A 23,178-nucleotide genomic window follows, 5' to 3' on the forward strand; every position below is an offset into this window, starting at 1 on the left:
GAACCGCTCCTATCCTCGCCAACTTATTTCGCTTCTCCGTCCTGCGAAATCGAGAACAGTGCCGATGCATCGGCAACATCTTCCAGCTCGACCAGCCACAGGTCGGGATCGAAGCGGGTTTCTCGCGCCATACGGTCGCCTGCCGCCATGTCATCAGCGTCGTGAAGAATGCGCAGAAACATGCGTTCTCCGTCATTATCCTCTTCATAGGAGGTTTGTGGCGCAGGCGAATACAGGTCGCATGTACCGAAGCGTGAGCTTACCTTGATGAAAATTGCGCCCGCCTCCGGTGAACCGCGACGGGCGAGATAGGCAAAGCCGCCCTCGCCCTGCACCTTGCGGATCAATGCCGAAACCCAGAAATCGGATGTCAGGCGCATCGGGAATCCATCAGCTTATGAGGCCAATCTCGCGCATCTTGGCGATCAGCGTTGCATCGATTTCGCCGGTTACCGGCATGCTGAACAGCTTTTGAAATTCGCGCACCGCTTCCTGGGTCGTCTTGCCGGATTGTCCGTTCACCGGCACGGTGTCGTTGCCGAATGCCTTCAACCCGGCCTGCACGCGGATAATATCCTGCGAACTGACTTTCCCCGATTGCACGGCGGGCGTTGCTGCCATCTGCTTTTTCGGTGCCGGTTTTTCATAAGATACGAGAGCGGGTTTTGGCTTGGAATCCGCCTCCGTCTTCAAGACTGCGGGCTGGGGACGCGGCGTCGGAACTGCTACCTCGATGGCTTTTGCCACATCGTCCTGAGCCGGGGTACTGTTTTGGGCATCGGCCTGCAACTGCGCGGGTATGTTTGCTTCCTGCACGCCGAGCTTCTGCTGCAAGGCGCGCCAGCGTTCCACCGCTTCACGCGTCTGCGGCCCGGTGAAACCGTCCACCGGTCCCTTGTAAATTCCAAGTGTCGAAAGTCGCTGCTGCAAACGTGCGATTTCCAGATCGGCATTGGGCGCAAGTGCCGGCAACATGTCGTCAACCGATGCGCTCATGTTCAGCCGGTCCGCTGACAGGCTGGCTGCTTCCAGCGGCTGGGCGGTCTCAGCGTTTGCGGAGCTTGCAGCTTCGGCTGAGGCCGTCGCGGTCGGTTTGGGGGCGTTATCACTTGCTGATGCCGTGCCCGGCAGGACTGCGCGTGGCGTCGGCTTGAACACGAAATCGGGTCTGGTGCGGAAGAACACGGCGTTGTGCGCTTCCGGCTGATACCAGAGCGCATTGGCCGAGACGAAACTCAACACAACCAGAAACGCAGTTGCCCCGCCGGTCAGGACGGGGTTGCGCACGATGAAATCTCCGGCGGCAATCGCTAGCGCGGAAGCCGATGTGAAGAAGAAGTGGAGGAGTCGCGAGCCGAGACTACGCCGTTTTGCGGGTTTGCGCATCTTTCTGCTCCCGGATTTGGCTGTTGTCTTCGTCGTTCTGCCAGTCATTACGCCTTTCCCCCTGGTGACGGTGCATGTCGATCACCGTGCCAAGTTCCTGATATTCATCGTCCCCCATGACAAACTGCGGGCCTGCCACTGGAAGGCGGATCGTGACGATCGTGCCTTCGCCAGGGCAGCTCTTGAGTTGCATGCTCCCCTGATGCAGTTCCACCAGCCCCTTGACCACCGAAAGTCCGAGGCCACTCCCCTCCTGCGTGCGCGTATAGTTATTGTCGGCGCGCACGAACGGCGTGCCGATGCGCTGCATATCTTCCGGCTCGATGCCGATGCCCGTATCCGACACGATGATTTCCAGCATCGGGCGACCTTCGGCCATAATGCGGGTTGCATCAATGGTGACGCAGCCGCCGCTTTGCGTGAACTTCACCGCATTACCGGCAAGATTGAGCAGAATTTGCTGGACGGCGCGACGATCCGCTACCAGTTCACCAATGCCTGTGCCAACGCGATGGCAGAAGGCAACGCCTTTCTTTTCAGCCTGCGGCAGCATGACGGCGGTGCACATTTCAGCCGCTTCACGGAAAGCAAAGTTCTGCGGGTCGATGCTGTAATGACCGGTTTCCAGCCGCGAATTGTCCAGAACGGCATTCACGAGTTCCAGCAGATAATGGCCGGACTGATGAATGAGGCCCGCATATTCGCGCTGCTTCTCATTGGCCAGCTTGCCACCCATTTCGTGCGACAGCATATCGGAAAAGCCGATGATCGAATTGAGCGGCGTGCGCAGCTCGTGGCTGACGGCTGCAAGCAGACGGCCTTTTCCGATGCGCTCTGATTCCAGCTCGGCTTTCAGCGTTGCAATTTCATCCAGAAGCTTCTGTTCGCCTTCGAGCGAGCGGCCAATCAACGTGATGGCGTGAGCGCTTGCGACACCTTCGAGACGATAAGTGCGGAAGATCGTATCGCCGTTTTCGATGGAACGCAGACGCACATCAATCTTGCTGGAAGCGGAACCGGCGCGAAGATCGGCCAGGAGCGAAAGATATTGCACACGGTCAGCCACATGAACGCGGTCGATAAGCGCCGTGCCTTCCAGCATTTTGGGCTGTACGCCCAAAAGCTTTGCCGAATTCGTATCGACCGAGAATACCACGCCATCCGAATCAAGACCGAATTGCACGTCGCCTGCGGCAACAGCAGCTTGCGGCGCGTTGATCCTGATCTGCGCGGGCCTGGCGGCGCTCGCGAAACCGCGCGCAACAAGGCTTGCTGCATAAAGCATGAGAACAGCGACGGACACATAGCTGCCGCCGGAAATGGTACCACCGCTTGCCGTCGCAAAATAGCCGAGAATCATGGCCGCCAATGCGGCGCCCGCTGCTGCGGCAGCAGGCTTGCGGGTCGCAAACCAGACTTCAAGCGGCAGACCCGCCACCATCAACCACAGGACCGCATTGCCATGAGAAAAAGCGCCAATGGCAGCCAGACCCGCGCCATAGGCAGCGAAGTTCAGGCCAACCAGAACAGGTGCGGCGACACCCATCAGCGACAGCGCGCAAAGGATCATGGCGATGCCTGCAAAACTTGCTGCAAGAATCGCAAATTCCGTAAAGCCCGGCGTTACGCCAGAGGCGAGTACGGCCGCACAAAGCAGGACCGGCGCGGTGATGACCGAACCGATAACACGTATGGAGGCCGCATCGGGACTGGATACCCAGCGGCGGCAGAAACGTTCGTAAAAACGGCTGATCGCCTGCACATTCGTGCGGACGGTCTCGGCTGTTTTCAAAAGAATGGCGTTCAACGTGCCGTACTCACTCAATACTCTTGCATGGTCTAAACCGGAAAACCGTTCGCCGTGACGACGCTCTCCCAGCCAGCAACAGATTGCAGCCGAGGCTTTAAAGAAACGATAAAGCGAGACCGCCCAAAGCGGATAAGTGACGCCTCGGGTCTGCTTTTCTGCCTATGGTAAACAGAGAGTAGCGATCAGGTGGCGAAACCACAGCCACGGCACAATTTTGACGTTTAAATGCTTTACCATGACGCGCATCCTGTCCGAAAACCGTTTCACACTTTTCGGGATGCGCTCCAATAAATCGAACAGTTACGGAATCTTTTCCAATTCATCGGACATTGACGCAAACCGAGAGCACGCAACCGCAAGAAGGCAATGATCCGTTTTCTACTCAAATCCGTATTCTGGCTGTCGTTGGCATTCATCGTGATGCCGCGCTTCTTTCCTGCGGATGAGCAAAGCAAGCCGCAGGAGAAGCCAGCCATTGCCGAGACGAAGCGGGAGCCGGATTCAATCGACCAGCTTCTCGCCAATGGCAAAACCGCCGTGGAACTGGGCAAGCTGTGCATCGAAAACCCTTCCTTCTGCCAGAACGGCACCTCACTTGTTTCCAGCGCCGGAAGCGGCCTTCTGGAAGGAAGCCGCGCTGCCCTGGAATATCTGAGTGATCGTTTCGGCACAAAGCCGCAACCACCCGCGAGTGCGGAACCGGTTGCCACCGCACCTATGCAGACCGCAATCGGCATTCCCATCCCGACCTCGCGGGACGAAGCCCTGCGCGCACTGGACCGTCGCCCGACTGGTTCCATTCAACGCTAGAGCGTTTTTTAAACGCACATCTTGTCCGAAAACCGTTTCACACTTTTCGGGATGCGCTCGAGTTTTCCGTGACCTTGCGGTGTTTCATGACTATATAAGCGGCAAGAAACTTCTTTCAGGCGAGTATCATGACCACGACCATCGATAGCATCATGTCCGATTTCGAATTTCTCGACGATTGGGAAGACCGCTATCGCTATGTCATCGATCTCGGCAAGGAACTGCCGCCTTATCCTGACGATGCGCGCGATTCTGCGCACAAGGTTCAGGGCTGCGTCAGCCAGGTCTGGCTGAAGACGCTGCCGCAAGACGGCAACGATCCGGTTATCGAATTTCTGGGCGATTCCGATGCGCATATCGTGCGCGGTCTGGTGGCCATCGTGCTGGCGCTTTATTCGGGCCAAAAGGCTTCGGACATTCTCGCCGCGGACCCGGAAGCCATCCTGAAAAAGCTCGGCCTAGATGAACATCTGACGCCGCAGCGCTCCAACGGACTGCGCGCCATGGTGGCGCGCATCCGTCGTGAAGCGGAGCTGGCGAAAGAATCAGCCTAGGAGCCCGTTCCAAACGTCGCCCTGTGCGGCTGCAAATGGCAATTTACCTGCGTTCCGGTGCTCATGTACCTAAAAGTACATTGCGCTCCGGTACTCGAAAATTAACATTTTCGCACTCACATGCCGCTTTTTGATTCAGGCTCTAAAAGTTTCTCGACCGACAAGGCTGCGGCAAGCAGCCTTTTGTCCGTGCCGCCACGTGCGCTGAGCATGAAGCCGGTCGGCAGCGTCATGCCCGGCGTCGGCACAGTGATGCTGCACAGGTCGAACTGGTTTCCGACCTGCGTATCACGCAGCAGCAGCCCTTCCACACGGTCATATTCAGCCTCATCATTGCTGACCGAAGCAATCGTCGGCGCAACAATCGGCGTGGCGGGCGTTACGAACATATCGAAGCCGCTCAGACGCGCGTCCATTTCACGAACAAGCGTAGCGCGCGTTTCCATGATCCCGCGATAGGTTTCCATCGGAACCTTGACGCGGACGGCCAGCGGGCGTTTCACGCGAATATCGACATTGGCATCAGGATCGCCAAGCCAGGTCGATGCATGGATATGACTTGCCTCGATCCCGGCGATGGAGCCGACGCGGGTTACCTCGCGCAGACGCTGGATCAGATCATCGACTTCCAGATCGGCAATGATCGCTCCTGCCTTTTCAAGAAGCGCAACGGTTGCCTCGAAGTGTCTTGCGACGTCCGGCTCCATATCGGCCAGAAGATAGCCCTTCGGCAGTGCGATGCGCAGCCCCTTGAGCGGCAGGCCGTCCGGCAAGACGGGCGCTTCGCCCGCCATAATCGCGTCGGTTATAATGGCATCGGCCACTGTCCTGGTCAGCGGACCAACGGAATCGAGCGACGGCGCCAGCGGAAATGCACCGTCCAGCGGAATGCGCAGCGCAGTCGGCTTGAAGCCGACAATGCCGTTCAGCGCTGCCGGAATGCGCACCGATCCGCCGGTATCCGAACCGATAGCGATTTCGCTGGTGCCTTCCGCTACCGAAACGGCCGCACCCGACGACGATCCGCCCGGAACACGCGTCGGATCAATCGCATTGCCCGGCTCGCCGTAATGCGGATTGAGACCGACCGGCGTGAAAGCGAACTCCGTCATGTGGGTCTTGCCGACAATGACTGCACCCGCATCGCGCAGACGCCGGACGATCGTGGCATCCTGCGTTGCCGGAGCCACATCGCGTCGAATAACCGAGCCGGCAAGTGTCGGCTCTCCGGCAACATCGAAGAGATCCTTGATCGAAACAATACGCCCATCGAGCGGGCTGACGGGGCGCCTATCGCGAAGGCGCGCATCGGAGGCATCCGCCTCAGCCCGCGCCTGTTGTGCATAGACCTTGCTGAAAACGTGTTCGCTTGCTGCCCGCGCTTCCAGTCGCGTCAGGATGCTTTCCAGCCGATCCCGTACCGAATTCATGTGATTTCTCCCCACTTCCCCAACGGGCACAGAGTCCCTTTGAGAAAGAGGCGATAGACCTGCCTCCGATAGCTGTCAATGAGGGTGCCGCCTCGTCAGCTCATATAGTCTGCGGTCGCATCTGTGGCCGGTAGTCGTCGGTTCCCCAATGCAGGACAACCGCTCTTCCCCGTTCCTTTTCGAGGTGAGGATTATAGTGCCGGTGCAGTGCGGCCAGACCGACCTTGAGCAGCATCTTGGCCGAACGAACCGGCCATTGCCGCTCTCGTTCCACGGTTTCGAGCCCTTTCAGAAAGCAGCAGACATCGACAAGAACACCGTTCAGCTCCGGTCCGACCGCCTCCAGTGCCCGCTCGACACGGATGCGGCTGGCCAGCGCGATATCCGTCAGCTCTGCCATGCCGCCCGGCCCGCTGCGCCCATCTCCGACGCGGGTGTCCCAGCGCATGGTGACGGATGGCATCAGCGATCCGCGTGTATAGTCAGCACGCAGTCTTTCACCGGCCAGAAACTCGCTTTCCGAAATGAAGGACGAACCATGCGCATTCTTGCGCCTGTAGAGCATGGCAAGCGGCGATTCCTCAAGATTGATCTCAACCCTTTCGCCCTGCTCGTAGTCGATAGTCTGCAGGGTTCTTGCCGGGCGGGGCAATGACTTGCCGCCATCTTTCAACGGCCGGTTGGCGGGCTGCGATAGAACAAGCCGCTCCTCCTCCCAATGCAGTAATCCCCTTTTTTGCATGGCCTCCAGCTCGGTGCGTGAGGCGGCAATGGTCCCCTGTTCCGTCGCAAGCAAAACATGCGAAGCGCGAACGGAATCCTGAACCTCGCAGTCGCCATTCTTCAAAAACCGCATGATTCTCGTTTCGGATGCCGACAATTGAGTGGTCACGCCGCCATCCTCCAGGCCGTGAAGGCACTTTGCGCAATCCGTTCAAATGTCGAGACAATTGCATCGAAATCCGTATCGTCCCGCATGTCTTCCACCAGATGACAGGCATGCATGACTGTTGTCCGGTCCCGCGCAAATCCGGCGGCCACTTCGCGCATGGCCAGCCCGAAAGCCGTATGCGCAACATACATGCCGATCTGCCGAACACGGGCCACCTCACGCCTGCACCGCAGCGGCGACCGCAATTCAGCGCCGGAAACACCGAACATAGCCACAAGCAAATCGATAAGGGCATCACAGAGCACAACATTCTGCTGCTCCCGCGAACGGTCGGCGATACCCTCCACCTTTTCGAGGCTAAGGCTTCGCCCATGCCGCGCAGCAAGCACCTTCAATGCTTCGAAAGCTTCCGCCCGCGTATGAATGACATCCGATAGTTCCAAAGACATTCATCTTTCCTCGCCAGAATAGGAATACCTTCTTATACGGAGGAAAATGCAAGTGTGGATAAGTTTCGTGGAATAATTTGCCGTCTTTGGCTGGTTTCGACGCTTCTAACATAAGCTAAGGCCTTGTCATCGCGGCATAAACTGCTTCGATCGATTGCGATCCATAACTATTTTACAGAAGAATCCGGCAAAATCTAGGAATATTATCCAACACAATTCTGCATGGCTCATGCTCTTTCGCATCACGAAATGAGGATAATTGCCATGGAAGCGGATCTGAAACACGCCCGCACACTATTTTTTGCCCGGCAAAAACAGAATCAACTGACCGCGATGCAGCGCATTGCCTTGCAGATCATCGCCGGTATCGATCTTGATGAGGTTCTCACGGTACCGCAGGAAGAAAAAGAGCGCACCAAACGGCGGCTGACGCGCCTTATGGAAAGGGAACGTTTGAAAGGCATGTGTGGTCACTGGAGTTATGACCTGAACCGGCACATTGCGTTGAAACAGGCTTTCGACCGGATCGGATGAATAGACCATTTGCTTCCGAAAATGCTTAGCCCAAAACAAAATGGCCGCTATCGAAAAGCATAAGCTCAACGATAACGGCCATTTCTATAAAGTTTTCAGAACAGATGCGGTAAAGCGCAGCTCGCTCGAAATATCGGAGCGATTAAGCGTCCTTAGGCTTGCGGCCCAGGCCCATCTTCTTCGCCAGACGCGAACGAGCAGCAGCGTAGTTCGGAGCAACCATCGGATAATTCGGATCGAGATCCCACTTTTCGCGGTACTGTTCCGGGGTCATGTTGTAATGGGTCATCAGGTGACGCTTCAGCGACTTGAACTTCTTGCCGTCTTCGAGGCAGATGATGTAGTCGTCATGAACCGACTTCTTCGGGTTGACGGCAGGCTTCGGCTTCTCAACGACGACAGGCGCTTCTTCGCGTTCGACGTGACGCTTGAAAGCGGCATGTACTTCAGCGATCAGCAGCGGCAGTTCGCCAGCGCGAATCGAATTATTGCCGACATATGCGGCTACGACATCTGCAGTAAGGCTTAGAAGCAGTTCTGCGCTCTCGTCGTGCGTGTCCAGATTTTCCATAAGGTAGATTTCCTTCTTACTTTTTATTGTTGCGTAATCGACAACTGGAGATCCCCGCCTGCCACCGTCGTTACGTATTCCAAAACTCTGCCCCATCCGTTCGCGATTGCGAATATCAGTTGATAATGTCATTTGCAATAGAATTGTCAAACCACATTACATTACCGACAAGTCTTTCTTCTTGAATCGGCAAATAGAAAAACTCGAACTCAACCTTACTAAGATTGGGAAACTTTGAATCGCGATGTGTTCGCGTCGCCGCTCCTGTCATTTATTGAAGGATATGGATGAAGCCGTAGTTCACTGCCGTGCTTCCTTTAATTTGCCCGGCCAGCGTTAGCAATAGTTTTCTCCCTCAAGTTTTCTTGTACGTCGTGCAAGACTAACATGTTTCCGTTACGTAGCTTTTGGCCGCAGAATCGGGCCTCAAAAAGGCATTGCTCAAATATATTTCAACGGAATCAACTCGCTTTCGCCTTTTCGGCCAACTATATAACCACCAGTATCACCCGCCAGAAGGCACGCCTTACCGGCCTCGCAGCAAATCGAAACAGTTTTCATCGGAATTGTGGATGTCTCAAAGTTCCCCCCAACTTCAACCACCGCATGCAGCCAAACATCCGGTCAATGACACCCGCCACGGGATCACACGTACCGACGACTATGCTTGGTTGCGTGCAGACAATTGGCAGGAAGTATTCAAGGACCCGTCGGTTCTGTCCCCTGAAATTCGCACGCATCTGGAAGCAGAGAATGCATATCAGGCAGCGCTGATGAAGGACACGGAAGCGCTACAGAAAAGCCTGTTCGCAGAAATGCGCGGGCGCATCAAGGAAGACGACTCTTCCGTTCCCGCCAAGGATGGGCCTTTCGCCTATGGCGTGTCCTATCGTACCGGCGGCGAGCAGCCCTATTTCATTCGCACGCCACGCGATGGTGGCGCGGAAACCATCCTTCTCGACGGTGACGTCGAAGGCAAGGACAAGGCTTATTTCCGCCTTGCATCAGCCGATCATGCGCCGGATCACAAGCTTTTGATCTGGGGTTACGATGACAAGGGTTCGGAATTCTACAAGCTGAAAGTCCGTGACCTGTCGTCCATGAAAGACCTTGAAGACATCGTCACCGACACGAATGGCGGCGGTGCGTGGGATGCGGAGAGCAAGGGCTTTTTCTATACGCGCCTCGAAGAGAACCACCGACCGTCCAAGGTTTTCTATCACAAGGTGGGCACGGACCAGTCTGAGGACCACCTGATCTATGAAGAGAAAGATCCAGGCTTCTTCCTCGGTGTCGGCGGCTCCGCGCTGGACGACTATATCTTTATCGACATTCATGACCATGAAACATCGGAATGCTGGCTCCTTCCCGCCAGCGATCCGGCGGCAAAGCCGCAGCTCGTCATGGAGCGCAAGACCGGTACGGAATATGACATCGCACCGGGTGGCGATGTGTTCTACATCCTGACCAATGCGGATGGCGCCAAGGATTTCAAGATATGCCAGGCGCCTGCTGCCACACCGCAGCCGGAAAACTGGGTCGAGGTCGTGGCAGAAAAGCCAGGGCGGCTGATCCTGTCGCACTCCGCCTACAAGCATCATCTTGTCTGGATGGAACGCGATAACGGCCTGCCGCGCATCGTGATCCGTGATCGCGAAACCGGCGAGGAACATGCCATCGCCTTCGACGAGGAGGCCTATTCGCTCGGCCTTCACGGCAGCGCCGAATATGATACGGATGTGATCCGCTTCTCCTACTCGTCCATGACGACGCCGGAACAGCTCTTCGACTACAATATGCGGACGCGCGAGCGGAAGCTTTTGAAGACGCAGGAAGTTCCTTCCGGTCACAATGCGCATGACTATGTCACGCGCCGGGTGTTCGCCAAGGCGTCGGACGGTGAACTGGTGCCGGTGTCCCTGCTCTATCACAAGGATACAAAGCTCGACGGCTCCGCGCCCTGCCTGCTTTATGGCTACGGCTCCTATGGCATCACCATTCCGGCAAGCTTCAGCACGTCGCGGCTCTCGCTCGTGGATCGGGGCTTCGTCTACGCCATCGCGCATATCCGCGGCGGTAAGGACAAGGGTTTTGCCTGGTATGAAAACGGCAAGCGCAACAAGAAGGTGAACACGTTCACCGATTTCATCGCTGCCGCAAGGCACCTCGTTGCCGAAGGCTTCACCAGTCATGACCGCATCGTTGCGCATGGCGGTTCGGCAGGCGGCATGCTGATGGGCGCGATTGCCAATATGGCCCCCGACGCATTCGGCGGCATCATTGCTGAAGTGCCATTCGTTGATGTGCTGAACACGATGCTGGACGACACCCTTCCGCTGACCCCGCCTGAATGGCCCGAATGGGGCAATCCGATCACATCGCAAACAGATTACCGGATCATTGCCGGCTATTCGCCCTACGACAATGTCAGCCGTCAGTCCTATCCGGCCGTTCTGGCCGTGGCAGGTCTTACCGATCCGCGCGTCACGTATTGGGAGCCTGCGAAGTGGGTGGCCAGACTGCGTGAGCTCAAGACCGACAACCATCCCGTCCTGTTCCGTATCAATATGGATGCGGGCCATGCCGGGGCGTCGGGTCGCTTCTCGCGACTGGAGGAAGTCGCCTATACCTATGCCTTCGCCCTCAAGGTGACAGGCAAGGCGGGCGACACGCTCTGAGCCTCGAAAACAAGCATCGCGTCCGGTTTTTAGGATGCGATGCTTCCTTCATTTTTCGCATTTCTTGATCCCGAAACCGGTTCCCACTTTCCGGAGACATGCTCTGGAAAAACGCGCTATTTCGCTTATGATCTTATAGTATTGTTCAATAGATATTCTTTTTAGGGAGAGACCGATGTTGCGTCAGGTCATTGCTGTTTGCCTCACTTCCGCATCGCTTGCGGTTTCCGGCCTTGTCGCGCTGCCGATGTCGGCTGAAGCGCAGGTACGCAAGGATGTCAGCGAATATGCGGGCCAGCGTTGCAGCGTGCCGAGAAGAGGCAGCGGCATCATCGTCGGCCAGTTCAGCGGCGTGGACGACTCGCCCTTCATCACAGGCGGCGACGGACTGGTTTCGATCGACCGTGTCCGGTGCTTCAGCAGCATGTCTGAATGCAAGGGCTGGCTCTATACGATGCAGAGCAAATATACCAATGCTGGCGCCGCTACTCTGGTGCGTTGCACCAAGCGCTGAAGCTGAACATAAAAACTGCGGTTTTCACGAAGCCTCACGAATGGCATCCTCCCAACACTTGATGCATCGCCTTCGGGCGTCATCTTCGGTTTGGGAGGATCGGAAATGCAGCAGGCCAGTTATGTACATGGAGCGAGCGACAAGCTTCTCATAGGCAATACCATCGGTCGGCATCTCGACCAGATCGCGGAAAAATATCCCGACCGTCCTGCCGTCATCGTCCGGCACCAGAATATCCGGCTGACCTATTCCGAACTGAGACAACTGACCGACCAGCTTGCCGAAGGCTTCCTCGCCATCGGGCTTCGCCCCGGCGAACGTCTCGGCATATGGTCGCCGAACAATCACGAATGGATTCTCACCCAGTTTGCGAGCGCAAAGGCGGGTCTGATCCTCGTCAACATCAACCCGGCCTATCGGGCGCATGAACTGGAATATGTGCTGGGGAAAGTCGAATGCGCAGCACTCATCCTCGCACCGTCACTGAAAACCAGCAACTATATCGATATTCTGCGCAGCATCGTGCCTGAACTGGATGAAGCCCGCCCCGGCCATGTGATGTCCGAGCGGCTTCCCAATTTAAGGTGCGTAATCCGGCTCGGTGCGGAACAGACGCCGGGCATGCTGAATTTCGACGATGTCACCCAATCCGGCGATGAAGTCACCGGGCAAGAACTGGCGCAGCTTGCCGAAGAACTGCAATTTGACGATCCCATCAATATCCAGTTCACCAGCGGCACGACCGGCAGCCCGAAGGGTGCGACGCTCTCGCATCACAATATCCTCAATAACGGGTTTTTCGTCGGCGAGGCGATGCAGCTTTCTGAACAGGACCGACTCTGCATCCCGGTGCCGTTTTATCATTGCTTCGGCATGGTGCTCGGCAATCTTGCCTGCGTGACCCATGGTTCCTGCATGGTGATCCCGAACGAGAGTTTCGATCCGCTCCTGACGCTCCAGACCGTTGAGGAGGAGCAATGCACCGGCCTCCATGGCGTGCCGACAATGTTCATTGCGATGCTGGATCACCCGGAATTCAGCCGTTTCAACCGCTCAAGCCTGCGTACCGGCATCATGGCCGGATCGCCCTGCCCCATCGAAGTGATGCGGCGTGTGGTGAGCGAGATGCACCAGAGCGAAATCACCATCGCCTATGGCATGACGGAAACCAGCCCGGTCAGCTTTCAGAGTTCGACGAACGATCCACTGGAACGACGCGTTTCCACCGTCGGGCGCATCCATCCGCATCTGGAGGTGAAGATCGTCGATGCGGATGGCAAGCTTTTGCCGCGTGGCGAAAAGGGCGAATTGCTGACGCGGGGCTACAGCGTCATGCGCGGTTACTGGAACGACGCGGAAAGTTCCGCTGGCGCCATAGACGATGCGGGCTGGATGCACACGGGAGACCTCGCCACGATCGACGACGAAGGCTATTGCAATATTGTCGGGCGCATCAAGGATCTTATCATTCGCGGCGGCGAGAACATCTATCCCCGCGAGATAGAAGAGTTCCTCTTCACCCATCCAGCGATCAGCGATGTCCAGATATTCGGTATTCCCGACCGCAAGTTCGGCGAAATCATCTGTGCCTGGGTCAAGCTGCACAAGGATGGCGAGCTTTCCGAAGAAGAACTGATTGAATATTGCCGGCAGCGCATCGCGCATTACAAGGTTCCGGCCCATATCCGCTTCGTGGATCAGTTTCCGATGACCGTAACCGGCAAAATCCAGAAATTCGTCATGCGGCAGGTCATGATCGAAGAACTGGAATTGCAGGAAATTCGAACAGCGTAATTATCTCGTCACCTCACGAGCCATATGCTCCAAGAGCGGGATGTTTATAAGTTTTATCGTCGTCTCGCTCTAAGTTTTTGTTTGAGCACGATTTTATCCGAAAGGCGGTTCCCACTTTTCGGAATCATGTTCTAGGTGTTTCATCTTTTGACGGAACCATATCCGGCATTTTCGAGATAGTTTTGGCATTCGGCGAGCTGAATGGCTTCGACCAACCTGCCGATATGACGCCATATGTCGTCGATGGTGCACTTTTGTGCATTTCTCATCCAGTGTTTAATCTTGGAGAAGGCCTGTTCGATCGGATTAAGGTCCGGCGAATAGGGTGGCAGGAACCAGAGCCGCGCACCGGCTGCTTTGATCAATTGTCGGATGGTTGCCGACTTGTAGCTGCCGAGATTATCCGTTTTCCGTTGACCTCTGATGTCAGCTGTTCGCTATTGAGATCAACGACAGAGGCGCTATCTCGCGGGGCTGGCAGCAGACCGGAAGGATCAAAATTGAAGATGACTTCTCCCTGACGACCAAAACCGACGAGTTGCGGCGCGCATTTCGGGATCGCCCTGCCCCCCCGTATTCGCCTACGTGTCCTCAAGCGGCCCCTCGCCTTTCCGCACAATCTTGGGCTTATCCTTAAGTAAGCCATCCGGCCCGAAAGTCGCTGAAACGACAACTCTCCCCGTTGCGCCTGGCGGAGAGATGAGACAGGAATCAACCGTCTTCTGGAGACTTGCAACCAAATTATCCGGTTGTTGCGCCATCGTCGGCGCGTGTACGATTGCGAAAACTCCCGCGGTTATCGCCAAACGAGCCCAAAACCGTCTGCATATCATGCGTTAACCGCCTTCCCGCTTGGGATACATCTGCGATGAACAGTTCGCCGCTACCGCACGCCAGGTTCTCACAAACGACGTTTACGATACCTGTTTCATTCAGGATCAGACATCTCCTGCCTGATTTCGGAGAATTTTGCAGCCATCGTCGGATTCCCACGCGTAAGTCGCTTGACCGTCAGGTCCTCAGCCTTGTCGTTTGCCAGCCTCAGATTGTTGGCCGACTTGTGAAGCGCATCTTTCGTTTTTTCCAGATCCTTGATGGCCTCATCAATACGTCTGACTGCTTCCTCGAAGCCTTCTGAAGCCAGTCGCCAGTTACGCCCGAATGCAGCTTTGAAGTCGTCGAGCTGGGATTCAAAGTTTGTAATGTCGATGTTTTGCGCCCGCACCAGTGCCAGTTCCGTCTTGTACTTGAGCGAACTCATTGCCGCATTGCGCAATAGCGTAATGATTGGGATGAAGAATTGCGGTCGAACAACATACATTTTTGGGTAGCGGTGAGATACGTCGATGATCCCGGTGTTATAGAGCTCACTCTCAGGCTCAAGCAGCGAAACCAGAACGGCATATTCGCAACCCTTCGCGCTACGGTCCTTGTCGAGCTCTTTGAGGAAATCTTCGTTCCTCTTCTTGGTCGCTGTTTCGTCGTTCTCATTCTTCATCTCAAACATGATCGAAACAATTTCCGAACCTGCATCGTCTAGATCGCGGAAGATAAAATCCCCCTTGCTGCCATCGCGTGCGTCATTGTCCTTTTCAAAGTAAGCGCGTGGAAAAGCGGTAGCGCGAATGCGGTCGAATTCGGTCGCGCAATGCTGTTCCAGCGTCTCACCGATCATTTTTGTCGACAGTTTCGCTTTCATGTCCCTCAGACGCTCGATTGCCTCGTCGCGGTCCTTAAGCTGTGTTTCGTATTTATCCTTAAGGGCTGTTTCGGCAAGCTGCTTTTCAAGTGCGACACGATCCAGACCGCTCTTTAGTTCGTCTCGTTCTTTCTCAACTGCGCTGACAGCTTCGGTAAGAGCAAGCTTCTGTAAAAGCTCGCCCGCGTTAAGTTTAGCCGTCAGGCTTTGGATCTCGGCATCTTTGGTTGAAGCGGCTTTCTGTAATTCCGCAATAAGCTTCGCCTCAGCCAGTTTTGACGCAGCCTCCTGCTCACGTCTGGAATTTTCAAGATCGTTCAAAAGGGCATCGCGTTCTTTCTCCACGATGCTCAAAGCCTCGGCCACCGCCAATTTCTGTGTGACTTCCCCAGCTTCGAGTTTTGCCTTCAGTTCCTGGATTTCAAAATCCTTGGCTGAAGTCGCTTTCTGCAATTCACTGGTAACTTTGGCCTGTGCCAGCTCGACGGCGCTCCGCTTGTCCTGTTCAGCCAACTCCAGACGTTCGTGCAGCTGCTTCTCAAAATCACTATCGCGAACCTGTTTCAGGATATCTGCATAGCCAGCTTCGTCGATCTTGAATGCTTTGTTGCAATGCGGGCAGATGATTTCATGCATATTTATGTCCTTTGGCTTTGCTGCCAGCCTGTCGAAGAATTAGGGTATCTGTCCGTCATCGTAGCCGCTGCGGTGCTTTCCGTGCAGCCACAGAGCGAGGGGACCAATTATTGCGCCGTTTACAATAAGTTGGGAGTAATCAGCGCAACCGTCGGAAAATATGTTCGGTAACGTCCGACATCTCGCGTCAACAGTGGTATTTGCTGAACTGCTGCATGCGCGCCAATGAAAAAATCGGGCAGAACACCAGTTCGCGAGCCCCCTGCTCTTCGATATTGGGTAAAGACTTTGCCTGCCAGAAAAAGCGCTTCTCTGGGAAGCGAGGCCATTTGAAGGCCGGCAGCCTCAATAAAATGATCCAGGTCTTCAATTCGTTCATAACGAACTGCGAGTTCTGCGTAGATCACTTCATTAATCAGCAACGGTCCCGTCAGACTTGCGGTTTCAAGTTGGCCAATCGACCATTCCGCCCACTGTGGATCATCTGTCGCAAGATCCAGAAGAACGTTTGTGTCAACCAGAGTCACGTTTCACCACGTGTCAGCGCCATAATTGCATCTGTGTCGAGTCCCTTGCCGGCGTGACCGCGCAGCTTCTGGAATCGATTTAGTGTTCTTGGCGCATCAGCTTTAACAAGAAATACATTTCCATCGGACGTTCTATGAAAATCTACTTTGGTTCCAGGCTTGATTCCGAGCAATTCCCGAACTGCTTTTGGAATCGTAACTTGGCCCTTCGATGTCACCGTCGTTGTCATTGCCACACCTTTGTAATACCATTTTAAAATAAGGTATTACCATTACAGCTCGATTTCAAGCGCCCAAAAAGATTCTGCAGCTGTGTGCATGGAGTGCAGGTGAAACCACGCGCGATCCCTGAATTCCCAGATCGTATTGTGCGAGACGGACATACCTCGCTCGGTCAACGCCGCCTTCAGGCCATGCAACGTCAGGTGCGGGTTCTCGGCGAGCCGTTGCACAATGATATCACGATGCGGTTCGAGTATCCGCTTGCGATGGCCGCCCATCTTGCCGGGACGAACCGATCCGGTCGCACGATGGCGCTGCGATCATTTCACAACTGAAGACGCGGCAATTTCAAACCGCGGCGCCACGCAACGAACGCTTTCGTCGCTCAGCATGGCTGAAACAACGCGCTCGCGAAGATCATTCGATATCGGTGCGGTCATCGGATGCTGGCCTTCATCCAGCCAGAATCAATGAGAGCCCATGTCCGTGGTCTGCATAGTGGCTCGTCTCGCAATTTGTTGGCAACGAGGGTTAGCTTTGCAGCCAGAGCCTCAAACATAGGAGACGAGCCGTGGTCGATGATACTGCACTTTATGTTGGTTTGGATGTGAGCAAGGAAAAAATCGTGGTCGACCTTGCGGAAGCAGGTCGCAATGGAGAGGTTCGCTATTACGGCGAAATTGCCAACCGCGCTGATGCTGTGCGCAAATTTGTCGATAAGCTGGCGGGGCGTCACGAGCGCTTGTGCTTTTGCTACGAGGCCGGCCCGACGGGTTATGGATTGTATCGCCAGCTTTCAGGTCTCGGCCATGAATGCCTTGTCGTCGCACCGTCGCTCATTCCAACGCGTCCGGGGCTTCAGATCAAAACGGATCGCCGCGATGCGCTGGCGTTAGCTGCTTTGTTGCGCGCCGGTGAGCTGTCATCCATCTGGGTTCCCGACGAGACGCATGAGGCCATGCGCGATCTTTGCCGGGCGAGGGAAACGGCGGTCTCTGATATGCGACGGGCACGCCAGCATCTCTTGTCATTTTTGCTTCGCCACGGCCGGATCTTCGAAGGCCGCTCTCATTGGACAAAAGCACATCGCAATTGGCTGGCGACCCAGCGGTTCGATCACCGGGCGCAGCAAATCGCCATGGAAGAATATATTCGTGCCATCGAGCAAATCGAGGAACGGCGTGAACGGCTGACCCAACAGATGCTGGCGCTCCTGCCTGACTGGTCGCTCAACCCCGTGGTGGAAGCGATCCAGGCTTTGCGCGGTGTCGCACAGATATCGGCGGTGACCCTGGTCTCGGAGATCGGTGACTTCAGACGCTTCAGAAACCCACGTCAATTCATGGCCTGGCTGGGACTGGTCCCCAGGGAGCATTCCACAGGCGCAAGCGTCGTGCGTGGGTCCATTACTAAGGCGGGCAATACCCGGGCGCGGCGCATGCTGGTCGAAGGCGCATGGACCTATAGATTGCCAGCGCGTGTCGGCCAGGAAATTCTGAAGCGAAGCGAGGGGTTGCCTGAAGAGATCAGGGCAATCGCCTGGAAGGCTCAAGTACGGCTATGCCAGCGATACCGGCGTATGCAGGCCGGTGGCCGTCCCACCAATATCGTCATCGTTGCAATCGCACGTGAGCTTGCTGCCTTCGTCTGGGCGATCGCAACGACCATTCCCGTCACGCCAACAAAAGCCATCTGACGAGGGACCACTCAACACCAAGAAGGAGAAAGATTTACTTCCATCAAACTGCCTATTGTTGGGCGCGGCGGCCGGTCAGGGCAACCCTCGTTGTGTTTCAGCGAGCCTGAAAAATGGCAACACGCGTTAACGTGAGACAGAGGAAGGCCCGAGACGAACCACGGTCCTGCGGTATCCAACCCGCGCATCAGAGTCTGATCAACCGTCGTCTCAATGCCGCCGCGTCCTGCAATAGGCAGCCCATTAGTCCTGACGCCAAAAGGCGAGACGGAAACCTATGCCAAAATCCTTGAAAACGGACATGAGATCACAACAAAACTGATTTGGGACCGCTGCCGATTCAGAAAAAAACGGAAATGCTCTAATATTTTCGCTCATGGCGGCTTGCAATGCGAAGGCGAGAATGCATATTACGTAAACGTAAGATTTTTGGGAGAGTTTCTATGGAAGAACTGATCGCACGCATCACCTCCAAAGTTGGCATCGATGCGGCAACGGCAGAAAAGGCAGTCGGCATGATTTTCGCCTTCCTGCAGAAGGAGGGTCCGGCAGCGGAAGTCCAGAAACTTCTAGCAGCATTCCCCGGTGCCGACGAAGCAATCGCGCAGGTCAAGGGCGGCGGCTTTCTGTCTGGCCTGATGGGCGGCGTGATGGGTCTCGGCTCGCAGCTCATGGGCGCTGGCCTCGGCATGGGTGAAATTTCCGGCGTTGCCAAGGAAACCATCCGCTTCGCCAAGGAAAAGGCCGGTGACGAACCAGTTGATGCCGTCATCGGTGCAATTCCGGGCCTCGGCCAGTTCGTCTGATTAAAGTTTACATGCTCGAAAAGGCCCCGGTTTCTGGGGCCTTTATTTGGACAGCCTGGAGCCTCTCCTGTTTTGATTTAACCATTGGAAATGCTCTCTCTTTGTCTTCACGCATGTCTTTCTCCCGAACCGGATGCAGCCGCGTGAATGATGGGCTGATTTCCTCCGCAGGAGGCTTGCACTTTTGCTGAAAAATCCTTCAGTATAAAACAATAGTATTTAAGTCATGTTTTTCACGATAACGTGAATCCAATGTAATAATCCCTATAAATTCAGAATGATACTTGCCGCATTGGGGATTTACTCGATGCGATGATTGCAATGTCCAGGATTGTATCGGATATTTGAACCAAAGGGAGAATTTTTGTTCATTTTTTAAATATGGAGAATCGTATGCGTTTGTTTTTCCTGACTGTCAGCTCTGCAGCGGTATTGGTTGCCGGTGTCGCACAGGCTGACGTCATCGCCGATCGTCAGGCAATCATGAAGGACCTTGGACGTTCGGTTGGGTCGATTGCTCCCATGGTCAAGGGCGAGAAGCCGTTCGACGCAGCTACAGCTCTTGCTGCACTCGAAAAAATCGATGCCGACGCCAAGAAGCTGGACGTGGACACGCTGTTCCCGGCTGGTTCTGATCAGGGTGACACCGAAGCTTCTCCAAAAATCTGGGAAAACAAAGACGACTTCGTCAAGCATGTCGAAAAATTCCAGACCTATGCCGCAGCAGCACTGGCAGCCAAGCCGCAGGATCTGGATGCGCTGAAGCCAGCCTTCCAGCAGGTCGCCGCCAATTGTGGTTCCTGCCATCAGGCCTTTCGCGTCAAGAAGAACTGATCTTCACTGTTGACACAGAGCACACTGGACGGAAACATTCGGTGTGCTGGATCATTATTAGCAGGTGAGTGGCGCGGTGCCAATGCCCCGCGCTCTAACGACCTTATTGAATGAAAGCCATAAGAGCGGCCCGCAATCGCCGGAACCGCCAGACGGGAACGGATGGAATGGTCCGAAAACTGGCATATGTCGCAGGCGCCGTGGTCGTCCTTGGAGCTGCGGCTTTCTGGATTCTGACCGCGCCGCAGAAGGTGGACGCGACCGTGCTGGACGCGATGAAGCCGGGCGACCTCGTCAAGGGCGAACAGGTTTTCTGGGCGGGTGGCTGCGCTTCCTGCCATGCCGCACCCGGCGCTTCGGGTGATGCGCGCAAGGTGCTGGCGGGCGGCCATGAGCTGGTTTCAGATTTCGGGACTTTCATTGCGCCCAATATTTCCCCATCCGAGCAGGGAATTGGAACCTGGACTATTCAGGATTTTGCCAATGCGATGCTGAAAGGCGTCGGAAAGCAGGATGAGCATCTTTATCCGTCCTTCCCCTACACCTCCTATACAAGGATGCAGCCGCAGGATGTGGCCGACCTCTTTGCCTTTATGAAAACGCTGCCGCCTTCCGACAATGTCGCGGCCCCGCATAAGCTCTCCTTCCCCTTCAATATCCGGCGAGGGCTCGGCCTCTGGAAGCAGCTTTACCTGACCGACCGGCCCGCGGTGGAAATCGCAAATGCTTCCGATCACGTGAAGCGCGGCCAGTATCTGACAGAAGCGCTTGGCCATTGCGGCGAATGCCATACGCCGCGCAACACAATTGGCGGGCCGGATACCGCCGAATGGCTGGCCGGAGCACTGTCACCGGAAACCGGCAGCGACGGAAAACGAGGCGTTGTCCCGAACATCACGCCGGACGAAGCTGGCATCGGCGGCTGGAGCGAGAAAGACATCTCCTATGCATTACAGAGCGGCTTTACCCCGGATTTCGATTCGCTTGGCGGCTCGATGACCGACGTGGTTGCGAATATGGCTCATATTGCCGAAGCGGATCGCAATGCCATTGCCGCCTATCTGAAAGCCATTCCGGCGCACCCGAACGGCTATCCTGCGCGTTGAAGTTGAGTTGCAGGCTTCGTCAGCCACCGCGTCCAAGGCTTTTCCCCCAAGCCTTTTGCTTGTCGTGACGATAAGCGATGTTTATATCGTAAGTTATAGTTGAACAGAGGGAGCAAGCTGCCTGATGACTGCCGAAGACGCTATTTTTCTTGGCGCGAGCCGCAAGCCTGACGACTCCTACCAGCAGCCGGAATATCTAGCGCTGAAATACGGCAACCGGCACGGCCTCGTCACCGGCGCGACCGGCACGGGTAAAACGGTCACGCTGCAGGTTCTGGCCGAGAGCTTTTCGGCGGCTGGCGTTCCCGTTTTCTGCGCCGACATCAAGGGCGACCTTTCCGGCATTGGCGCCATCGGCGTTCAAAATGACGGCCTCGTCAAGCGTGCGGCGGAAGTGAAGCTCGACCCGTACGAGATGCGCGCCGCGCCTGTGATCTTCTGGGATATTTTCGGGGAACAGGGCCATCCCGTCCGCGCTACCATTTCAGAGATGGGGCCGCTGCTCCTGTCGCGCCTGATGAGCTTGACCGATGCGCAGGAAGGCGTGCTGAACATTGCCTTCCGCCTGGCGGATGAAGAAGGCTTGCTGCTTCTGGACCTGAAGGATTTGCAGGCCATTCTCGCTGAAATGGCGGAGCGCTCGGCAGAGCTTTCCGGCAGGTACGGCAATGTGAACAAGGCTTCGGTGGGTGCGATCCAGCGTTCGCTTCTGGTCCTCGACCAGCAGGGCGGCTCGAAATTCTTCGGGGAGCCAGCGCTCAAGATTTCGGACCTTATGCGCACCACGACCGACGGGCGTGGCGTGGTGAGCGTGCTCGCCGCCGACAAGCTGATGATGAGCCCCCGGCTCTATTCCACCTTCCTGCTCTGGCTGATGTCGGAACTGTTCGAGGAACTGCCGGAAGTCGGTGATCCCGACAAGCCAAGGCTCGTCTTCTTCTTCGATGAAGCCCACCTTCTCTTCGATGAAGCGCCGAAGGCGCTTGTCGACCGTGTCGAACAGGTGGTGCGCCTGATCCGCTCCAAGGGCGTCGGCGTTTATTTCGTGACGCAGAACCCGCTCGACGTACCGGAAACGGTTCTGGCCCAGCTTGGTAATCGCGTGCAGCACGCGCTTCGAGCCTATACGCCGCGCGAAACCAATGCCGTGAAGACCGCAGCCGATACGTTCCGTCCGAACCCGGATTTCAACACGTTCCAGGCGATCACCAATCTCGCCACCGGTGAAGCGCTGGTTTCCACGCTTCAGGCAAAAGGCGTGCCTTCCATCGTGCAGCGCACGCTGATGCGTCCGCCTTCATCGCGCATCGGCCCGCTGACGCCGGAAGAACGCGCCAGGATCATCGCGGCAAGCCCGGTTGCCGGGCAATATGATCAGGTTGTTGACCGTGATTCCGCTTTTGAAATGCTGGCCCGCAAGGCGCAGAATGCAGCAGCAGCCCAGCAAAAGACCAAGGAAGAGGAAGAAGGCGGCGGCGGCATTCTTGGCGATCTCGTCGGCACCGCACTTGGCACCGGCCGTCGATCCGGCCGCCAGACGGTTGCGGAAGCCGCGATGAAATCCGTCGTCCGCTCGGTCGGCAATTCACTTGGCCGCGCACTGGTGCGCGGCATTCTGGGCGGTTTCAAACGGTAGAAAGCGCTGGAGCATTTCCTGTTTTGACTGAACCAGTGGAAATGCTCTATCCGTTGTTTTTCAAGCATGTCTCCCGAAATCGGTACCCGCGTTCGGGAGACATGCTTGAGAATCACGCCTTCGCCGGTTTGGCGAGAGCGTAGGCTACGAGGGCATTGGCGTGACCATGTCCCATCTCGAATTCCGACTTCAGCCAGTTGACGATTTCCATATGCTTGTCGCCCTTTCGCTGCTCAATCAGCGAAAGCCAATGCTGGACAGGCTGTCCGTACTTTTTCTCGATGGACGGGAAATAGGACGCAGGCCCCTTCACCGCTTCCTTGGCAGTTTTTTCCTCGGACATGACTTCCCTCCCCTTGTTCCGACGATTTGTCCGCGCGGAAAGTGACTTATTTTCAACGCGGCGGCAAGTTGGCGCGACGCAATAGAAAAAGCAACGGTGTTAGGCGTCAAGCACCGTTGCGTTTGCGTCTCGCATTCTAGCATTTAGGATGATGATCATTTTACGCATGACGGCGACAAGTGCGACCTTTCCGGGCTTTCCTTGCTGCTTGAGACGCGTGAAGAATGCCTTCATGTCGGGATCGAAACGAA

At 55.9% G+C, this 23,178-nt stretch carries 22 protein-coding genes and 3 pseudogenes; 11 read left to right on the forward strand and 14 right to left on the reverse strand.

Annotated elements, in window-relative coordinates:
- Positions 1-23: 23 nt before the first annotated feature.
- The 3 genes from F9K91_RS20970 to F9K91_RS20980 are packed head-to-tail and all read right to left on the reverse strand — an operon-like array spanning position 24 to position 3,193.
- Positions 24-380, reverse strand: a complete 357-nt coding sequence (locus F9K91_RS20970) for a DUF1491 family protein (protein ID WP_109987923.1) — start codon at positions 378-380, stop codon at positions 24-26.
- Positions 381-390: 10 nt separating this feature from the next.
- Entirely contained in the window at positions 391-1,386 is a 996-nt protein-coding gene (locus F9K91_RS20975; protein WP_151556494.1) for a peptidoglycan-binding domain-containing protein, read from the reverse strand.
- Positions 1,361-3,193 (reverse strand): ATP-binding protein, encoded by a 1,833-nt coding sequence (locus F9K91_RS20980; protein WP_109987921.1) that lies wholly within the window; start codon positions 3,191-3,193, stop codon positions 1,361-1,363. Before F9K91_RS20980 ends, F9K91_RS20975 begins: the two co-directional genes overlap by 26 nt.
- Positions 3,194-3,562: 369 nt before the next feature.
- Between F9K91_RS20980 and F9K91_RS20985 the strand changes: the two genes are divergently transcribed.
- Positions 3,563-4,006, forward strand: coding sequence for a hypothetical protein (locus tag F9K91_RS20985; RefSeq protein ID WP_109987920.1), 444 nt, complete (start codon positions 3,563-3,565; stop codon positions 4,004-4,006).
- A 128-nt stretch (positions 4,007-4,134) separates the two neighbouring features.
- Positions 4,135-4,560 (forward strand): SufE family protein, encoded by a 426-nt coding sequence (locus tag F9K91_RS20990; RefSeq protein WP_109987919.1) that lies wholly within the window; start codon positions 4,135-4,137, stop codon positions 4,558-4,560.
- Positions 4,561-4,676: 116 nt separating this feature from the next.
- On the opposite strand, the gene F9K91_RS20995 is transcribed toward F9K91_RS20990, so the two are convergent.
- The 3 genes from F9K91_RS20995 to F9K91_RS21005 form a co-directional block, all read right to left on the reverse strand.
- Complete coding sequence (locus F9K91_RS20995) at positions 4,677-5,990, reverse strand: amidase (protein ID WP_109987918.1); 1,314 nt, start codon at positions 5,988-5,990, stop codon at positions 4,677-4,679.
- 100 nt (positions 5,991-6,090) lie between these two features.
- Complete coding sequence (locus F9K91_RS21000; RefSeq protein ID WP_109987917.1) at positions 6,091-6,882, reverse strand: DUF6456 domain-containing protein; 792 nt, start codon at positions 6,880-6,882, stop codon at positions 6,091-6,093.
- Positions 6,879-7,325: a helix-turn-helix domain-containing protein gene (locus F9K91_RS21005; RefSeq protein WP_109988026.1), complete on the reverse strand. Its 447-nt coding sequence runs from the start codon at positions 7,323-7,325 to the stop codon at positions 6,879-6,881. The genes F9K91_RS21000 and F9K91_RS21005 overlap by 4 nt, the downstream gene beginning before the upstream one ends.
- A gap of 270 nt (positions 7,326-7,595) precedes the next feature.
- Here F9K91_RS21005 and F9K91_RS21010 point away from each other — a divergent pair, with 270 nt between their 5' ends.
- Positions 7,596-7,865, forward strand: a complete 270-nt coding sequence (locus F9K91_RS21010; protein ID WP_109988025.1) for a cytoplasmic protein — start codon at positions 7,596-7,598, stop codon at positions 7,863-7,865.
- Between the two features lie 142 nt (positions 7,866-8,007).
- Here the strand turns inward: F9K91_RS21010 and F9K91_RS21015 are convergent, their stop codons facing one another.
- Positions 8,008-8,436, reverse strand: a complete 429-nt coding sequence (locus tag F9K91_RS21015) for a Ros/MucR family transcriptional regulator (RefSeq protein WP_010661576.1) — start codon at positions 8,434-8,436, stop codon at positions 8,008-8,010.
- Between the two features lie 572 nt (positions 8,437-9,008).
- Between F9K91_RS21015 and F9K91_RS21020 the strand changes: the two genes are divergently transcribed.
- The 3 genes from F9K91_RS21020 (at position 9,009) to F9K91_RS21030 (ending at position 13,422) form a co-directional block, all read left to right on the forward strand.
- A complete protein-coding gene (locus tag F9K91_RS21020) occupies positions 9,009-11,114 on the forward strand; it encodes a S9 family peptidase (RefSeq protein ID WP_151678634.1) in 2,106 nt (701 codons plus the stop codon).
- A gap of 175 nt (positions 11,115-11,289) precedes the next feature.
- Positions 11,290-11,628, forward strand: a complete 339-nt coding sequence (locus F9K91_RS21025; protein WP_151556498.1) for a hypothetical protein — start codon at positions 11,290-11,292, stop codon at positions 11,626-11,628.
- A 105-nt stretch (positions 11,629-11,733) separates the two neighbouring features.
- Complete coding sequence (locus F9K91_RS21030; protein WP_151663388.1) at positions 11,734-13,422, forward strand: AMP-binding protein; 1,689 nt, start codon at positions 11,734-11,736, stop codon at positions 13,420-13,422.
- 140 nt (positions 13,423-13,562) lie between these two features.
- Here the strand turns inward: F9K91_RS21030 and F9K91_RS21035 are convergent.
- From F9K91_RS21035 to F9K91_RS26410, 5 genes and pseudogenes are all read right to left on the reverse strand, one after another.
- Positions 13,563-13,826, reverse strand: a pseudogene (locus tag F9K91_RS21035) (transposase); the annotation flags it as partial.
- A 524-nt stretch (positions 13,827-14,350) separates the two neighbouring features.
- A complete protein-coding gene (locus tag F9K91_RS21040) occupies positions 14,351-15,757 on the reverse strand; it encodes a DUF2130 domain-containing protein (protein WP_151556500.1) in 1,407 nt (468 codons plus the stop codon).
- 119 nt (positions 15,758-15,876) lie between these two features.
- A complete protein-coding gene (locus tag F9K91_RS21045; RefSeq protein WP_109987911.1) occupies positions 15,877-16,284 on the reverse strand; it encodes a type II toxin-antitoxin system VapC family toxin in 408 nt (135 codons plus the stop codon).
- Positions 16,281-16,514: an AbrB/MazE/SpoVT family DNA-binding domain-containing protein gene (locus tag F9K91_RS21050; RefSeq protein WP_109987910.1), complete on the reverse strand. Its 234-nt coding sequence runs from the start codon at positions 16,512-16,514 to the stop codon at positions 16,281-16,283. Before F9K91_RS21050 ends, F9K91_RS21045 begins: the two co-directional genes overlap by 4 nt.
- 111 nt (positions 16,515-16,625) lie before the next feature.
- Positions 16,626-16,946: pseudogene (locus tag F9K91_RS26410) on the reverse strand (IS630 family transposase); the annotation flags it as partial.
- Between the two features lie 131 nt (positions 16,947-17,077).
- Here F9K91_RS26410 and F9K91_RS21060 point away from each other — a divergent pair.
- The 5 genes from F9K91_RS21060 to F9K91_RS21080 all read left to right on the forward strand — a co-directional run bounded on the left by F9K91_RS21060 (position 17,078) and on the right by F9K91_RS21080 (position 22,584).
- Positions 17,078-18,202 (forward strand): IS110 family RNA-guided transposase, encoded by a 1,125-nt coding sequence (locus F9K91_RS21060; protein WP_151652633.1) that lies wholly within the window; start codon positions 17,078-17,080, stop codon positions 18,200-18,202.
- Positions 18,203-18,645: 443 nt separating this feature from the next.
- Positions 18,646-19,008 carry a DUF2267 domain-containing protein gene (locus F9K91_RS21065; RefSeq protein WP_151678635.1) on the forward strand — a complete coding sequence of 121 codons (363 nt, stop codon included), beginning with the start codon at positions 18,646-18,648 and terminating at the stop codon, positions 19,006-19,008.
- Positions 19,009-19,401: 393 nt separating this feature from the next.
- A complete protein-coding gene (locus tag F9K91_RS21070; RefSeq protein WP_151678636.1) occupies positions 19,402-19,842 on the forward strand; it encodes a c-type cytochrome in 441 nt (146 codons plus the stop codon).
- 167 nt (positions 19,843-20,009) lie between these two features.
- Positions 20,010-20,948 (forward strand): cytochrome c, encoded by a 939-nt coding sequence (locus F9K91_RS21075; protein ID WP_151678637.1) that lies wholly within the window; start codon positions 20,010-20,012, stop codon positions 20,946-20,948.
- Between the two features lie 124 nt (positions 20,949-21,072).
- Entirely contained in the window at positions 21,073-22,584 is a 1,512-nt protein-coding gene (locus F9K91_RS21080; protein WP_151678638.1) for a helicase HerA-like C-terminal domain-containing protein, read from the forward strand.
- Between the two features lie 112 nt (positions 22,585-22,696).
- Here the strand turns inward: F9K91_RS21080 and F9K91_RS21085 are convergent, their stop codons facing one another.
- Positions 22,697-22,927 (reverse strand): DUF4287 domain-containing protein, encoded by a 231-nt coding sequence (locus tag F9K91_RS21085; RefSeq protein WP_151678639.1) that lies wholly within the window; start codon positions 22,925-22,927, stop codon positions 22,697-22,699.
- 99 nt (positions 22,928-23,026) lie between these two features.
- A pseudogene (locus F9K91_RS26415) lies at positions 23,027-23,178 on the reverse strand (IS110 family transposase); the annotation flags it as partial.

This window comes from Brucella tritici (assembly GCF_008932295.1).
GTDB lineage: Bacteria > Pseudomonadota > Alphaproteobacteria > Rhizobiales > Rhizobiaceae > Brucella > Brucella tritici.